Source organism: Bradyrhizobium zhengyangense, assembly GCF_022012435.1.
Taxonomy (GTDB): domain Bacteria; phylum Pseudomonadota; class Alphaproteobacteria; order Rhizobiales; family Xanthobacteraceae; genus Bradyrhizobium; species Bradyrhizobium zhengyangense.
This window is the reverse complement of record NZ_JAKLUA010000002.1, coordinates 410,215-425,544: the sequence shown is the minus strand read 5'-3', so window position 1 is coordinate 425,544 and position 15,330 is coordinate 410,215. Positions and strand designations below refer to the sequence as shown.

Annotated in this window: 10 protein-coding genes and 1 pseudogene; 2 read left to right on the top strand and 9 right to left on the bottom strand. The window is 63.7% G+C overall.

Features of this window, described 5'->3' with window-relative positions; all coding sequences use genetic code 11:
* Nucleotides 1-6 precede the first annotated feature (6 nt).
* Together L6637_RS10380 and L6637_RS10375 are read right to left on the bottom strand one after the other, a co-directional pair.
* The gene (locus tag L6637_RS10380) at nucleotides 7-2,211 is read right to left on the bottom strand and encodes an amylo-alpha-1,6-glucosidase (RefSeq protein WP_237870450.1); all 2,205 of its coding nucleotides are present in this window, start codon (nucleotides 2,209-2,211) and stop codon (nucleotides 7-9) included.
* A 59-nt stretch (nucleotides 2,212-2,270) separates the two neighbouring features.
* The gene (locus L6637_RS10375) at nucleotides 2,271-4,034 is read right to left on the bottom strand and encodes an ABC transporter ATP-binding protein (RefSeq protein ID WP_237870448.1); all 1,764 of its coding nucleotides are present in this window, start codon (nucleotides 4,032-4,034) and stop codon (nucleotides 2,271-2,273) included.
* Nucleotides 4,035-4,305: 271 nt separating this feature from the next.
* Here L6637_RS10375 and L6637_RS10370 point away from each other — a divergent pair, with 271 nt between their 5' ends.
* Nucleotides 4,306-5,376 carry a glycosyltransferase family 4 protein gene (locus L6637_RS10370; RefSeq protein ID WP_237870446.1) on the top strand — a complete coding sequence of 357 codons (1,071 nt, stop codon included), beginning with the start codon at nucleotides 4,306-4,308 and terminating at the stop codon, nucleotides 5,374-5,376.
* A gap of 109 nt (nucleotides 5,377-5,485) precedes the next feature.
* Here L6637_RS10370 and L6637_RS10365 read toward each other — a convergent pair whose 3' ends face one another.
* From L6637_RS10365 to L6637_RS10340, 6 genes and pseudogenes are all read right to left on the bottom strand, one after another.
* Nucleotides 5,486-7,420 (bottom strand): alkyl/aryl-sulfatase, encoded by a 1,935-nt coding sequence (locus L6637_RS10365; RefSeq protein WP_237870444.1) that lies wholly within the window; start codon nucleotides 7,418-7,420, stop codon nucleotides 5,486-5,488.
* Between the two features lie 66 nt (nucleotides 7,421-7,486).
* Nucleotides 7,487-8,644, bottom strand: a complete 1,158-nt coding sequence (locus tag L6637_RS10360; RefSeq protein ID WP_237863581.1) for a GGDEF domain-containing protein — start codon at nucleotides 8,642-8,644, stop codon at nucleotides 7,487-7,489.
* A 121-nt stretch (nucleotides 8,645-8,765) separates the two neighbouring features.
* Entirely contained in the window at nucleotides 8,766-10,049 is a 1,284-nt protein-coding gene (locus L6637_RS10355) for a TRAP transporter large permease (RefSeq protein ID WP_237863884.1), read from the bottom strand.
* Between the two features lie 243 nt (nucleotides 10,050-10,292).
* Nucleotides 10,293-10,634, bottom strand: a pseudogene (locus L6637_RS42400) (TRAP transporter small permease); the annotation flags it as partial.
* Between the two features lie 260 nt (nucleotides 10,635-10,894).
* Nucleotides 10,895-11,896 (bottom strand): DctP family TRAP transporter solute-binding subunit, encoded by a 1,002-nt coding sequence (locus tag L6637_RS10345; protein ID WP_237863580.1) that lies wholly within the window; start codon nucleotides 11,894-11,896, stop codon nucleotides 10,895-10,897.
* A 214-nt stretch (nucleotides 11,897-12,110) separates the two neighbouring features.
* Nucleotides 12,111-12,881, bottom strand: a complete 771-nt coding sequence (locus L6637_RS10340; RefSeq protein ID WP_237863579.1) for a methyltransferase domain-containing protein — start codon at nucleotides 12,879-12,881, stop codon at nucleotides 12,111-12,113.
* 140 nt (nucleotides 12,882-13,021) lie between these two features.
* Here L6637_RS10340 and L6637_RS10335 point away from each other — a divergent pair, with 140 nt between their 5' ends.
* On the top strand, nucleotides 13,022-13,765 hold the full coding sequence (locus tag L6637_RS10335; protein ID WP_237863883.1) for an SDR family NAD(P)-dependent oxidoreductase: 744 nt from the start codon (nucleotides 13,022-13,024) through the stop codon (nucleotides 13,763-13,765).
* An 85-nt stretch (nucleotides 13,766-13,850) separates the two neighbouring features.
* Here L6637_RS10335 and L6637_RS10330 read toward each other — a convergent pair whose 3' ends face one another.
* The gene (locus L6637_RS10330; RefSeq protein ID WP_237870441.1) at nucleotides 13,851-15,323 is read right to left on the bottom strand and encodes a lipase family alpha/beta hydrolase; all 1,473 of its coding nucleotides are present in this window, start codon (nucleotides 15,321-15,323) and stop codon (nucleotides 13,851-13,853) included.
* Between the last annotated feature and the right edge of the window lie 7 nt (nucleotides 15,324-15,330).

Genomic DNA, 15,330 nt, shown 5'->3' with positions numbered 1-15,330 from the left:
GCGCCGCTAGTGCGTCAGCACGATCGACACCTGGATCTGGCCCCGCGTGCGCAGCACCTCCAGCGCCACGTCGTGGCCGTGACGGCTGACGCGCAGATCCACGCTGGATTCGCCCAAGCGCAGATCGCGCAGGATGACCTCGTTCAGAAAGGCCGGCAGATGCGGATTGCGCAACCGGATCTCGCAGCGCGCGACGTCGAACTCGATGCCGAGCGCCGCCTCCAGCAGCGTGAACGGCGTTGCGCTGGCCCAGGCCTGCGGCGCGCAGGCGACCGGATAGAGCGTCGGGCCGCGCCGCTTCTCGCGACGAAAGCCGCAGAACAACTCCGGCAATCGCCTCAGATCCATATAGGTCGCGGCCTCGAACAGGCCCTTGAAGACGTGCGCGACCGAATGCTTGAGCCCGTAATGGGCAAGCCCAAGCGCGATCAGTGCGTTGTCGTGCGGCCAGATTGATCCGTCGTGATAGGACATCGGATTGTAGCGGACTTCGCCGCGGGCAACGGTGCGGATGCCCCAGCCCGAGAAGAAGTGCGGGCGCATCAGATCGGCGGCCACGAGCCGGGCGCGATCCTCACGGATCATGCCACTGAACAGCACCTGCCCGGCATTCGAGGTGCGGACCTCGCAGCGCCGCTTTTGACCGTCGAGCGCGACGGCATAGGTCCCAAGCTCCTCGCACCAGAATGCCTGTTCGAAGCGCTCGGCGAGCGCCTTGGCTTCCGCCTCGAGCTTCCTCGCGAGATCGGGTTTGCCGAGCCTTAGCGCGCATCGCGCGGCGAGCTGCTTGGCCATAAAGACGTAGCCTTGGACCTCGGCGAGCGCGATATTGCCTTCCGCGAGCTTGCCGTCGGCGTGGAAGATCGCATCGTAAGAATCCTTCCAGCCCTGGTTGGCCAGCCCTTTTTCGGTGGCGCGCTGGTACTCGACGAAGCCGTCCTGATCAGGATCTCCGGGACCGTCGATCCAGGCGAGGCCCGCCTCGATCGCAGGCCACAGCTCGACCAGTGTCTTCTCATCGCCGGTCCGCTCGAAATAGCGCCCCGCGAGCAGCACGAACAGTGCAGTTGAGTCCACGCTGCCGTAATATTGCGAGAATGGCACCTCGCGCAGCGCCGCCATCTCGCCGCCGCGCATCTCGTGCAGGACCTTTCCCGGTGCGGCATCGGCGAGCGGATCAACCGCCTTGGCCTGGAAATGCGCAAGCCGCCGCAGCACGCCTTTTGCCACCCGAGGATCGACCCACAGCATCTGCAGCGCCGTAATCAGACCGTCACGGCCGAACGTCGTCGAATACCAGGGGATGCCGGCATAGGGATAGCGCCCCTGCGGCGTCTCCGTCATCAGCATGTTGAGGTCGGCCATGGCCTGGCACAGCACCTCGTTGAAGATGTTGTTGGAGGTTTCGATGCTGGCCGCGCCGATCGTCGACTGCCGCATCTCGCGGCGATGCGCCAGCAGACCCCGGAAGAAGCGCGCCGGCTTCTCCGCGAGCGGCCGGTTGCAGGACACGGCCACGAACAATGATTTGGCTTCGTGTGGATCGAGCTCCAGCTGCCAGGTCGCGGCATTCACCGAGAGCCGCGTCGGGCGCGGATCGAAATGCAGGCCGGTGGTGCGCTCGGCCTCGTCGAGGCCGCGATATTCGAACAGCACGTCGGTCGGCCCGAGCAGCCTGCTGGTGCCTGTGCCGCGGCGCGGCCGCCGCTCGCCCCGCACCTCGAACAGATCGGCAAAATCATTGTCGAACAGCAGCGTCAGCTCGAAGCTGGCCCGCTGTTCGCCGTGGTTCTGAAGTCCGATGCGCTGATACGCGGTGCCGCGCCACAGGAAGATCGTGCGGACGATGTGCAGCAGGTCCTTTTGCAGGACGATGCGACCCTGGCGATAGATATCGGGGTTGGTAAGGTCGACCGTCAGACCCGAATTGTCGTCGCGCAGGTTCGAGCCGAGCAGCAGCGGCTGGAGATCGTCGAGCACCAGCTCCAGCCGCGCCAGATAACGCGTGTCGTGGTTGAACAGGCCGTCGGGCCCGCCGGCGGAGGCACCGATGTCGCCATGGCTGTCCAGCACGATGAAGGTGTCGTCGTGCTTGAGCGAACGGCGGGGCCGCGCGGCGGGCCCCGTCATGGGAATGTAGAACGCCTGCTCGGCGACGGTCTCCATCGTCTGCGATACCGAGATGATCTTGGTTGCGGCTTCGGCTGCCATGAGCTGCTCCCCTGCTGCCAGTGTTTCGAACGCGACCGAGGCAAACGCAACTGTTGGATTTACGCGGCGAACTTCGCGAGCCGGCTCATTTCCTGCGTCACCAGCTCACGGTACGGACCATGCCCCTGCATCAGCCGGTCGGGCGCACCGTCCTCGATGATCTTACCGTTTCTGAGCACGACCACACGGTCGAAATTGCGCAGCGTCGCGAGACGATGCGCGATCGCGATCACGGTGCGACCGCGCATCAGGCGCGACAGCGCCTCGCGGATCGCCTCCTCGGATTCGCTGTCGAGCGCGGCAGTGGCCTCATCCAGCAGCAGGATCGGCGCGTCCTTCACGAAGGCGCGCGCGATCGCGATGCGCTGGCGCTGGCCGCCGGACATTTTGACGCCGCGGTCGCCGACCATGGTGTCGAGACCGTCAGGCAGGCTGTCGATGAAATCGCAGCGCGCAGCGATCGCAGCGCGCAACACCTCATCGTCGGTCGCGTTCGGCCGGCCGTAGCGGATGTTCTCGCGGATCGAGCGATGAAACAGCGAGATGTCCTGCGGCACCACCGAGATCGCCTCGCGCAGACTCTGCTGCGTGACCATGGAGATGTCCTGGCCATCGATCATCACACTGCCCTCGTCGACATCGTAGAAGCGTTGGAGCAGCGTGAACAGGGTGGATTTGCCGCCGCCGGACTGCCCGACCAGGCCGACGCGCTGACCGGGCTGGAGCCGCAGGCTGAAGCGCTCGAAGATCTTCTCGCCGCCCGGATAGCCGAAGGTGACGTTGTTGAACGCGATCGCGGCGCCGCTCTTGACCAGCGGCTCGGCCTCGGGATGATCGCGCAGCTCGTGCGGCACCAGCAAAGTCGCGATCGCCTCGGTCAGGCGGGCGACATGCTGGGTAACATCGACCAGGGCAACCGCGAGGTCGCGCGTCGCGCTCAGGATCGAGATACCGAGGGTGCAGACCAGAACGACGTCGCCGGTGGTCGCCTCGCCCTGCTGCCAGAGCGTGACGGCCCAGGCCATCAGAGCAATCGTCAGGATCACGGTCACGGCGGCATGCAACAGCCGCAGCTTCTCCAGATAGCGCAGGCTGCGTCCGCGCGCATTGACTTCCCGGTTCACCGTGGCGTCAAACCGCTCGTGCTCGTGGCCGATGCCGCAGAAGGCGCGGACTAGCGGCATATTGCTGATCACGTCGATCATCTCGCCGTCGACGGCGGCCGCCTTGTCGGCAAAGTCGTCATGCAACGGCTTGCCTGCCGCGGCCAGACGGAACATCGCCGCCACCATGCCGCCGGCGATCACGACCAGGCCTGCCGCCATATAGGGGCTTACGGTTCCAATCAACCCGATTGCGGCAATTGTGGCAATGCACGGCGGCAGCACATTCCAGACGAACATGTTCTCGACGGTGAACACCGCGTTGGATGTCGCCGTGATGCGGCTCGTCAGCATGCCCGGCATCCGGTCCAGGAAATAACTCGGCGCATGTCCGGTCAGATGACGAAATATGTCACGACGTAAATCGCCCGTGACACGAACGAAGGTGAAGCTCGCCGTCCAGCTCGCGATCCGCCACAGAAAATTGTCGGCAGCAATCAGCGACATGAGCAGGATGAATGCCAGCCATACGCTGCCACCATGCGAGGTTCCCGCCGACAAGGCGTCGACGAGAGATTTGACGCCGTACTGCGTGCCCACGGAGCAGGCAACCGCCGCCACGACCGCGAACAGGATCACCAGATGCGACGCCAATCGCCGCCGTAGATAGCGCAAGACAAAGGCAAATGGCCTGCGCGCGTATCCAGAAAGATGATCCATGTGACCCCGTCGTGATGATTTCAGTTGTTCTGACTGGTCGAGTGAACAACGACCAGTTCGCCTCGGTTCCCGGGCAACGTCATCACGACATGCGGATGCGGACGATCTGCGAAGAGGAGATGGCAGCATCGAGACAGGCGCGCGATGTGTCGAATAAGTAACGTTTGTTGAGAGGAACTTCGCAACTGCGGGAACGTTCCCTTCTCGGCATGCCGGTGCCGATACACGGCGGGGGTTCCAACGTTCACATGATCGTAGAGGAGAAGGTGAGATGCGCATCGCGCAGGTAGCTCCGTTGACGGAGGCTGTTCCACCCAAGCTGTATGGCGGCACCGAGCGGGTGGTGCATTGGTTGACGGAAGAGTTGGTGGCCCTTGGACACGACGTCACGCTGTTCGCCAGCGGCGACTCGCAGACGTCGGCGAAGCTCGACGCATTATGGCCGCGGGCGCTTCGCCTTGATGGTTCCGTGCGCGATCCCAACGCGCTGCACATGGTGCTCTTGGAGCGCGTGCGGCAGAAATGTGACGACGAGGAGTTCGACTTCCTCCACTTCCATCTCGACTATTACCCCTGGTCGCTGTTCTACCGGCAGCCGACGCCGTTCCTGACCACGCTGCATGGCCGGCTCGACCTGCCGGAGCATCAGCCTGTGTTCAACACCTTCTCCAAGATGCCTGTGATCTCGATCTCCAACGCGCAGCGACGGCCGGTGCCGCAGGCGAACTGGGTCTCGACGATTCATCACGGCCTGCCGGAAAACCTGCTGACGCCGAAGCCGGCCAAGCAGGAATATCTCGCGGTGCTCGGCCGCATCGCGCCGGAGAAGGGCGTCGATCGCGCCATCAAGATCGCGATGCATTGCGGCATTCCGCTGAAGATCGCGGCCAAGGTCGACCGCGCCGACCAGGACTATTATGACGAGCTGATCAAGCCGATGATCGCAGGCAATCCGCTGGTCGATTTCATCGGCGAGATCGGCGATCACGAGAAGTCGGACTTCCTCAGCGGCGCACTGGGCCTGTTGCTGCCGATCGACTGGCCGGAGCCGTTCGGCCTCGTGATGATCGAAGCCATGGCCTGCGGTACGCCGGTGGTTGCCTTCAATCGCGGCTCGGTGCCGGAGATTATCGATGAGGGCCTCACCGGCTTCGTCGTCGAGGACATCATCAGCGCCGCCGGCGTGGTGAAGCGCCTCGCGCAACTCGACCGCGCCGCGATCCGCAAGCAGTTCGAAAAGCGCTTCACCGCGCGACGAATGGCGCTCGACTATCTTGCCGCCTATCGCGGGCTGATCGAGGCCCAAGCGCCGCGGATCAAGCTGGTGAGCAGCGCGGAGTAGCAGCTACACAAACAGTGTCGTCCCGGACAAGCGCGACCAAAGCGCGCGCCTGGGGTTATGCGTCCCGGCCTTCGCCGGGACGACACCAAGTCTGCTACAACCGCAATGCCTACCCCACCACCGCCCGCTTCGGCTCCACAATCTCAAACATCCGCGGGAATTCGTCCATCAATCCCATCAGCTCGGCGAGCTTCATCGGGTTGCCCGAAAGCTTGACCTTCCCGCCCGCCACCGCTTCCGGAAAGCTCGTCAGCTTCGCGATCACCTCGTCCAGCGTGGCACGCGCCAGCGTGAAGCTGGCGTCGGCATTGTCGGCCTGAACGCCTTCGGCATAGGTGAGCGCGCAGTTCTCGAGATTGAGCACGAACCTTTCGCCGGTGTCCGAAAAGCTCCAGTTCAGCACGATGCGCTTGCCTTCCGCCTTGGGACCGTTGAGGCGGATGCCGAGCACGTCCCAGAGCTGCTCCGTGCGCAGCGCCGCCAGCGTCTCGCGCGGCATCGGCGGACGCGGCGGGGTCTTCGGCATGCCTTGCCGAAGCTCCTGTGCGCCAAACAGATAGGCGTTGCGCCAGGTCGAGCTCTCCGCGGCGTAGCCGAGCTGCTCGAGCGTGTCGGCCAGCAACGCGCGCGCCGCCGCATTGTCGGGCTCGGCGAAGACGAGATGACCGAGCGCCTGCGCGACGAAGCGGAATTCCCCCTTGTCGAAATCCGCGCGCGCCCGCGTCAGGATCGCATCGGCGCCGCCCATATACTCGACATATTTCTTGCCTGACTCCACCGGCGGCAGCGGATCGAGATTGACCGGATTGGCGTCGTACCAGCCGAGGTATTTCTGGTAGATCGCCTTCACATTGTGCCTGATGTGGCCGTAGTAACCGCGACCGTGCCAGGCGCCCTCCAGGCTCTTCGGCAGCTGGATCGTCTCGGCGATCTCGGCCGCAGTGAGGCCGTGATTCATCAGGCGGATGGTCTGGTCATGCGCAAATTTGTAGAGGTCGCGCTGCTCGCGGATCATGCTGTCGATGCGCTCAGCTCCCCACACAGGCCAGTGATGCTGGCCGCACATCGCCTCGGCCCTGCCACCCCACAGCTGCAGCGCCTCGCCCAGATACTTTGACCAGGCCAGCGCGTCGCGCACGTCGGCGCCGCGGAACGGCAGCAGATTGTGGAAATTATGCGTGCAGTTCTCAGCCAAATTCAGCAGCTTGTAGCGCGGCAGGAAGAAGTGCATCTCCGCCGGTGCTTCGCTGTTCGGCGCCATCTGGAATTCGAACTCGACGCCGTCGATGACACGCTTGTCGCCGGTCGCCATGATCAGATCGGTCGGACGCAGCAGCGCGACCGCACCCGCTGCCATGCTCTTGCCGAGGCCGCAATCGACCTGCCCTCGCGCCCCCTTGGCGAGGAACGGCCCGAACTGATATTGCGCCCGGCGCAGCATCGCTGGCCCAGCGATGATGTTCTCGGAGACCGCGTGCTCCATGAACAGGTTCGGCGCGATGATCGGTACACGACCGGTGGCGAGCGCGTCCTCCTCCAGCACGCCGCGCGCGCCGCCCCAGTGATCGGTGTGGGTGTGGGTGAAGATGACGGCCGCAACCGGCTTCAAGCCGCGGTGTTTGAAATAGAGATCGAGCGCAGCCCGCGCGCCTTCGATGGAGGTCAGGGTGTCGACCACGATGACGCCGCTGTCGCCCTCGATCAGCGTCATGTTGGCGATGTCGAGGCCGCGCACCTGGTAGACGCCTGGCACCACCTCGAACAACCCGTGCTGCATATTCAGCCGCGACTGCCGCCACAGGCTGGGATTGACCGTCGGCGGGGCCTTCTCGCTGGACAGAAAGCCATAGGGCTCGAGGCTCCAGACCGTCCGCCCTTGAGGATTTGTAATCTTCGCGTGCTCGATGGTGCCGACGAAGCCGCGCGCCGCATCGTCGAAATCCCGCGTGTCGGAAAACGGCAACGCGTTCAGCATCGCCTGTTGCTGCGCAATGACTGAAGGCGTCGCGTCCTTCGGCGTGTCGGCTACTTCGGTGCTGTTCATGGCATTCCTCCCCCGTCTTGTCTGGGAGGCATCTAACCGTATCTCGATTGCGGTTCCAACCGCTGCTTATGCCGCCAGCCCTTCGGAAACGCTTTGGCCCGCTGCGGTCGCATCCGCCATCCTCAATTCGCGGGCCAGCACATAGCCGCCGCGATGTTGCTTGGCACGGTAGAGCGCCTTGTCGGAGCGCGACAGCAGCGCCTCCGCGGTTCGTCCGTCGCCCGGCGCGACGGCAACGCCCACGCTCGCGCCGAGCTCGACCGTCTGTCCGTCGATATCATAAGGCAAGCTGATCGACCGCACGATACGCTGGGCCGTCGCTTCCGCATCGGTCGCCGCGCGCTGGACCAGGACGAATTCGTCGCCGCCCATCCGCACCACGAGGTCGTCGGTCGCGGCGATCGCTCTGAGCCGCCCGGCCACCTGCTTCAGCAACGCGTCGCCGACGGGATGGCCGAAGCGGTCGTTCGCTTCCTTGAAGCGGTCGAGATCGAGCGTATGAACGGCGATCGTCCCCGCCGCGAGCATGGCAGGCAAGTCCGTCGCGAGCACCGAACGATTGGCCAGGCCAGTCATCGGATCGATGCGCGACAGCTGCTCGAACTGCCGCTTCAGCGTGATCTGGTTGATCGAGGCGTTGAAGCTCAGCCGCACCATCTCGAAGCTCGCGGCGACATACATCAGGATCAGGAGCCCGAGCCCGACATGGCGCAGATCGGGCTGCATGAAAATCACGATCGCAGCGGGCGCGGCGATCGCGACGAGATCGAGCAGCGCCGCGACGGGGCGCAGCGCCAGCCGCGCCACCACGCCGGCGCCAAAGCCGAAGCCGATGCCGACCGCCATCACGCAGCAGAGCGCATCACCCAGCACGATGCTGCGCGCTGCAAACAGGCCGAGGATGAGGGCTGTCACGACGGTGCCGGCCACATAGCGCCGCTCCCAGCGCCCGCCCTCGGCCCGGCCGAGCTGCGGCGAACGCGCAAGCCGGCGGCGGAATGCAAAGATCTCGACCAGACGAACAATGGCCACCAGCACGCCCGCGACCGTCAGTCCGGCCGTCACCATGTCGCCGGTCTCGTAGGTCGTGATCGCGCCAACCATCGCCAGGCAGGCGGCCGCAAGAATGTTGGGCACCGTCGTGCCGTGAAGGCCCGTGATGACTTCCATATAGACGGCGTCGGAAATCGACGCCCGTCCGGATTCCATTCTTTTGAACAACATGCCAGCACCCATCCGCTGGCACGTTCTTACCGCAGACCCGTAAAAATGGATTCCATGCGCAACAATGGCATTTGAACGCGCGGGTTTACCCCGCGTTAGCCATATCCCACCTACACGCAGGCTAATGCATTCCCAGCACCCGCGGCAGCCACAGCGTCAGGTCGGGCCAATAGGTCACGATGACGAGGAAGCCGAGCATGGTGAGCAGCCACGGCATCACCGCGCCCGCGAGGTCCGTGATGCGCATGCGCGCTATCATCGAGGCGACATAGAGGTTCAGGCCGACAGGCGGATGGCAGAGGCCGACCTCCATGTTGACGTCCATGACGATGCCGAAATGGACGAGGTCGATGCCGAGCTTCTTGGCCGCGGGCGCCAGGATCGGCGCCATGATCAGGATGATCGAGTTCGGCTCCATGAAGTTGCCGGCGAGCAGCAGCAGCACGTTGACGACGAGCAGGAAGCCGACCCAGCCGAGATTCTGCGCCGCGATCCAGTCGGCCAGCGTCGCCGGCAAATTTTCGTTGGAGAGCACGAAGGAGAACAGCACCGCGTTGGTGACGATGTAGAGCAGCATCGCGCTGGTATTGGCGGCGCGCAGCAGCACGCGCGGCACGTCCTTCAGGCCGATCGCCTTGTAGACGAACACCGCAATGATGAAGGAATAGACCGCGGCCATCGCGGCGGCTTCGGTGGCGGTGAACAGGCCGCTATAGATGCCGCCGATGATGATGACGACCAGCATCAATCCCCAGACGCTCTCGCGGAAGGCGTGGACCGTCTCACCCCAGGTCGCCTTCTTCATTCGCGGATAGTCGCGGTTGCGCGCCAGCCACCAGGTGACGATGCAGAGCATCGTCGTCAGCAGGATGCCGGGCAGCAGGCCCGCGACGAACAGCGCGCCGATCGAGGTATTGGTCGAGACTGCGTAGACGATCTTCGGGATCGACGGCAGCATCAGGATGCCGAGCGACCCCGCAACCGTGATGATGCCGGCGCCGAAGCGCATGGGATAACCGTGGCGGACCATCTCCGGCAGCACGATGGCGCCGATCGCCGCCACCGTGGCCACGCTCGAGCCGCAGACCAGCGCGAACATCGCGCAGGCGACGATGCCGGCAAGGCCCAGGCCGCCGTGCCAATGTCCGATCAGCGACGTCGCGAAGTTGATCATCCGGCGCGCCACGCCGCCGTGGGTAAGGAAATTGCCGGCGAGGATGAAGAACGGGATCGCCATGATCTCGAAGCCCTCGATGCCGGTGAAGAGCTTCATCGAGACGGCTTCGATCGGCACTGCGGTCAACGTGAACAGGAACGTCATCACGGTGAGGCCGAGCGCGATCGAGACCGGAATGCCTGTGAGCATCAGCGCGATCAGCAGCGCGAATACGGTTGCGGCGCGCATCCAGTGCGGCAGCACGATGAAGCCGGTCTTTTCGCCAAGGCACAGCGCGAAGATCAGGATCGGGGCCATGATCAGGATGACGCCAAGCGGCGAGACTTTTCGCGCGGCGGCCCTGGTGGCGGCGCCGGCAGGCTGCGGATGCAGCGCCGGCGAGACGTCGGCCTCCACGCCCTCGACATGGGTCTCGTCATGATGCGGCAGCTGCCCGGTCCAGAAATAGAACCACGAGACCTGCAGGAAGCGGAAGCACATCAGGCCGGAGCCGAGCGGGATCGCCAGATAGACGAACCACATCGGCGCTTCCAGGTCGTTGGATTGCTGGCCGGTCTTGAACATCTCGGAGACAAAGGAGGCGCCGAAGGCGGCGATCATGCCGGTGAATAGCGCGCCGCACAGCAGCGAGAACAGGATGACGTGCTTGCGCGAATGCTCAGGCAGCCGGTTGACGAGCAGGTCGACGCCGACATGGATGCCGGTGCGCACGCCATAGGCGGCGCCGAACTTCGCCATCCAGATGAACATGTAGATGCAGAGTTCCTGCGCCCAGGACAGATCCAGTTCGGACAGGAACGTGAACACGACCATCGACAGCGACGCCAGCCAGGTCAGCCCGTGCGCGGTGGCCCATCGCGAGAACACGATCGATTCGCCCGCACCGTAACGGTGCACGACGGCGATGAAGATCAGTCCGGTTGCGGCCGCAATGAGCGTCGCGATCAACCATTCTTCGAGATGATTGAGCAGCTGGTTGAGCACGCGCAGCAAATCAAAGCCCCCCTATCGATACGAAACGGTCGGGAGTGCCTGCACTCCCGACCGTTGGTATATTCTTGCCGGAAACCGCGTCAGTTCATCTTGACGTCGAGTTCCTTGGCGATGACATCGAGCACTTCCTGCCCGACCCGGCCCTTGGCCCAAGTATAAGTCGGCCGCATCGCTTCCTGCCATGCCTTGCGGTCGGCATCGGTGAGGTAATGCAGCGTGGTCTTGCCCGACTTCTTGATCTCGGCCAGCGCGTCCTCGTTCTCCTGGTGCGCGATCTGGTTGGTGTAGTCGGTCGCGTCCGCCATCGCCTTCTCGAGCTGGCTGCGGATGTCAGGCGGCAGGCCGGACCAGAATTTCGAATTGACGATGACGGCATATTGCAGATGCGCGTGATAGGACACGGTGATGTCCTTCTGCACCTCATAGAACTTCTGCGTCAGGTAGTTCGAGGCGGTGTTCTCGCAGCCGTCGACCACGCCGGTCTGGAGCGCCTGGTACACTTCGGAGAACGCCATGATCTGCGGGATCGAACCCATCAGGCGGAAATACTGGTCGGCGATCTTCGATCCGGAGATGCGGAACTTCAGGCCCTTGAAATCCTCCGGCTTCGCCAGCGGACGATTCGACGACACCATGTGGAAGCCGTTGTCCCAATAAGCGAGACCGGTGATGCCTTTGGCCTCGAGCTTCTGGAACAGCCACTTGCCGACGGTGCCCTTCATCGCGGCGGAATAGGTCGCGTCGTCCTTGAACAGCCAGGGCAGGTCCAGCGCCTCGAATTCCTTGATGCCGAGCGGCGCAAATTTCGCGGTCGAGGGCGCGAGCATCTGCACCGAGCCGAGCTGGAGCGCCTCGATCTCCTCCTTGTCCTTGTAGAGCGAGGAGTTCGGATAGACTTCGATCTTGACCTTGCCGTCGGTGTACTTCTCGGCCAGTTCCTTGAACTTTAGCGCGCCCTTACCCTTCGGGGTATCGTTGGCGACGACGTGGCTGAACTTGATGATGATCGGACTCTGAGCCTCGGCGACCACAGGGGCCAAAGCGAGCGCGGCCGCGGCGGCCGCAAAGAGCAGTTTGCGCATGAAGGACCTCCCAACAACCCTAGAAAACCGTGTTCTTTTTTGTTTTGCAGGTCAGTAGTGGCAGCAATCCGCAAGCCGAACAACTAGACCTAAGCCCAATTTGCCGCAGCGAAGCTTTGCCGCAGCGAGGCTATATTGGCGGCGGTCGCACGCGCAACCCGGCGCCCGCTCCACCGATGGGAGCGAGCGCTTATGTCGCATCGCCGAAATGGCGTTAACCCTTGCGCTGGGCGACGATGAACAGGCGCCGGAACGGGAAGAGCGTCTGCCCCGCCGCATTCTTCGGATAGGCTTTCGCGACCCGCATCCCATAGGCGTCCTCGAACGCGGCCTTCTCGTCGCCCTGCAATACGTCGAGATACCGTGTCAGCCAGGTCCCCTTGGTCCATTCCTTCACGGGATTTTCGCCTTCGAGGACCTGAAGATATTCGGTCTCCCAGATGTCGATGTTCTGCGCGAGCGGAGCGAGAAGATCGTGATAGAAGGCCGGCCCCTCGACCGGCGGCGGCGTCACGAGGTGCTCGACCTTGGACCGCCAGGGCCCGTTCAGGGCGGTCTCGCCGATCAGGACATGCGACGGCGCCAGGAAGTTGCGTGGCATCTGCACTGCAAGCATGCCGCCGGGCGCGACCTTCTCCATGACAGAGGGGAAGAGTGCCGCATGATTGGGCAGCCAGTGCAGTGCGGCATTGGAATAGACCACGTCATATTGCTTCGCGGGACGCCAATGGCCGAGGTCTTCATGGGACCATTCCACGTCCGGCGCGGCCTTGCGCCCTGCAGCCACCATCTCGGCCGAGCCCTCGACACCTGTGACGGCGGCGGACGGCCAGCGTTCCTTGATGAGCTTGGTGACATTGCCGGCACCGGCGCCGAGGTCAGCGACCGTGCGCGGGCCGACATCGGGAATGCGCATCAACAGGTCGACCGCCGGCCGGAGCCGGTGGCCGGAGAATTTCAGATATTGCTGCGGATCCCAGACCATGGCCTGCGCCTTTTCTTTTTGGTGTTTCCTTCGCGAGGCCTCTTGGTTACCACTGCTCGTCCCGCTCAGGCAATTCGGTAGGGGCCAGCGGGACGGGCAGGAAAGCAAAAAGCAAGAACCAATCAAGAGAGCGTGTGACCATGGACCTCGGGCTGAAATCGAAAACCGCTATCGTCACCGGAGCCAGCATCGGCATCGGCCGCGCCATCGCCAAGGGCCTCGCTGCCGAAGGCGTACGCGTCGTCGGCGTGGCGCGCCGCACCGACCTGCTCGCCGAGTTGGTGCAGGAGGTCGGCGGCGGGCTGATCACGCCGTTCGAGCAGGACGTCATGGCCAAGGACGCAGCGGAAAAGATTTCAGCCTTCGCCGTGAGCGAGCTCGGCCATGTCGACATCCTCATCAACAACGCCGGCGGCAGCCGCCCCCTGCCCGTCGACGCGCCCGACAGCAAATGGGACGAGGCGTTCGCGCTCAACTTCACCAGCTATCGCCGCATCGCCCATGCGCTGCTGCCGCAGATGATCGAGCGCAAATGGGGCCGCATCGTCAACATCACCGGCAAGTCCGAGCCGGAAGGCCTCAACGCCGCCTTCGCCGCCAAGGCCGCCGTACACGCCTGGGCCAAGGGCCTGTCGCGCGAGATCGGCGAGCACGGCATCACCATCAACTGCATCCCGCCCGGCCGCATCATGAGCGAACAGATCCGCCGCAACTATCCGCCCGACTATCGCGAGCGTTTTGCCGAGGAGGAGATTCCGGTCGGCTATTGGGGCGAGCCGGAAGACCTCGCCGCACTCGCGGTGTTCCTGGCCTCGCCCGTGGCGCGCTACATCACCGGCACGGTGATCCCGGTGGACGGAGGATTGAGGCGGTATCAGTTCTAGGGCGCAAGCTGGTCAATTCTGATCCGCTCTCACATTGCGCGCCGCCATGGGGTGGGCACAGGTGCGCTTTTGCGCGCCGTGCGTTTCATAGCAGATGCAAGCGGCCAAAGCCCGGCAGGCCGTCGGCCGCAAGCATGGCTTCCAGTTCCCGCATCCGTTCCGGAGTCGGATTTTGGAGATGCCACAAGCCGGGGTCATCACCACCTGGTGCCGCGGTTGCGGTACCGTCCAGGTGCGGAGCCCTGCTGACCGTCGGCTCCGCGAGATGTCCGCTGAGCGCTCCGGCGACGCTCCTGGGCAACTGCATCGGCTGGTTCTGCAGACACCGGAAGACGTCCGTGTACACGGCTTCGATGTTGGTCAACCCGCCGTGCACGCCGTAAACGTAGCGAGTGTCGCCAACATTCTCCAGTCGCGCCGATGCAAGCGGAACGCGGCCATCGCCTTCGCGGTGAGGATCGTTGACGACCCGGGCGAAAATCTTGCTCGTCTTTTCCCACAGGCCGAAGAATCCGGGTTCGTAGGAGAGACGAAACAGCGTTTGAAAACCCACGCCGGCAATCACGATCATCTGATCGCGCTTTTCCTGATCCAGATTGCGATGCGTCTCGTAAAGGCGCCGATGGAGGTCGGCCGTAGCGTCAAGGATTCGTTGCAGGTTCGCAGTGGCTGCCACGTCGAGGTCCAGTTTCCACGCGTGGGCGTCGTAAAAATCGAAATTGGTACACGGGTGAACATAGAGATCGCCTGGATCTTCCGACGGCCACGGGCTGGGGTCGTTCTCGCGTGTGCCGGGATAAATGCCGCGAGGCGCCGGTAGCAAGCCGATCACGCCCCACAAGGACCGCAACGTGGGGCGGCTGAGATATTCGCCGAGCACAGCCATCAGCTCGAAGCCCCACAGATGGTTCTTCAAGTAGCCGGCGATCGCGGTTGCACCGTAGTGAGGCGTTCCAATGAATACGATCTTGCCGAGCCTCGGCCAAAGCTCGGCCGCATGCTGCATCAAGGCGGTGCGCACCATCAGCCCGCCCAAGCTGTGAGCGACGAGATGAACTTTCTTGCCGCCATTCTGCCCATGCAGCTTCAGCACAAGATCTCGCAGTGCGGCGCTGCTGTGGAGCAGGGACTTGCGCCAGTCGTAAGGAAAGATCTCGTGGTTGAGGCCGCTCTGCTTGAGCGCCGTCGAGAGAAACGGCGTGTAGCTCGGGTCGGCCGTCACAGGCGCGATCGTGTTGTCAGGATCAGCTTCCCCTGTCCCGTCTGAGGACAAGCCGAGGCTGTCGATGAAATTCCGCGTGCGAACGTCGAGCCACCAAATCCCTCCCTTGGCGCTGTTCATGAGCAACGAGCCCATGATGCCAGGAACGAAGATGACGTTCTTGGGGTCTGCGGGAGCTAGATGGAAGCCGTCAAACCACTCCTTCGCGAGTGCGCGCAGCTCCAGATAGGCAGGCTCGCCAAGAAGGCGACCGAGCGCAGGTCCGTTGCTATCGTCCAATGCCATGGTCAGGCGATCGTCGGTATTCGCCTGCAGGAACGCCTTGATCGTTTCCATGGTGTCC

What these genes read in the sequence shown, in the direction of transcription:
- L6637_RS10360 (WP_237863581.1), bottom strand. Translation starts at nt 8,644, where the DNA reads ATGTTGTTCAAAAGAATGGAATCCGGACGGGCGTCGATTTCCGACGCC.
- L6637_RS10340 (WP_237863579.1), bottom strand. Translation starts at nt 12,881, where the DNA reads ATGGTCTGGGATCCGCAGCAATATCTGAAATTCTCCGGCCACCGGCTC.
- L6637_RS10380 (WP_237870450.1), bottom strand. Translation starts at nt 2,211, where the DNA reads ATGGCAGCCGAAGCCGCAACCAAGATCATCTCGGTATCGCAGACGATG.
- L6637_RS10375 (WP_237870448.1), bottom strand. Translation starts at nt 4,034, where the DNA reads ATGGATCATCTTTCTGGATACGCGCGCAGGCCATTTGCCTTTGTCTTG.
- L6637_RS10335 (WP_237863883.1), top strand. Translation starts at nt 13,022, where the DNA reads ATGGACCTCGGGCTGAAATCGAAAACCGCTATCGTCACCGGAGCCAGC.
- L6637_RS10355 (WP_237863884.1), bottom strand. Translation starts at nt 10,049, where the DNA reads ATGCGCGCCGCAACCGTATTCGCGCTGCTGATCGCGCTGATGCTCACA.
- L6637_RS10345 (WP_237863580.1), bottom strand. Translation starts at nt 11,896, where the DNA reads ATGCGCAAACTGCTCTTTGCGGCCGCCGCGGCCGCGCTCGCTTTGGCC.
- L6637_RS10365 (WP_237870444.1), bottom strand. Translation starts at nt 7,420, where the DNA reads ATGAACAGCACCGAAGTAGCCGACACGCCGAAGGACGCGACGCCTTCA.
- L6637_RS10370 (WP_237870446.1), top strand. Translation starts at nt 4,306, where the DNA reads ATGCGCATCGCGCAGGTAGCTCCGTTGACGGAGGCTGTTCCACCCAAG.
- L6637_RS10330 (WP_237870441.1), bottom strand. Translation starts at nt 15,323, where the DNA reads ATGGAAACGATCAAGGCGTTCCTGCAGGCGAATACCGACGATCGCCTG.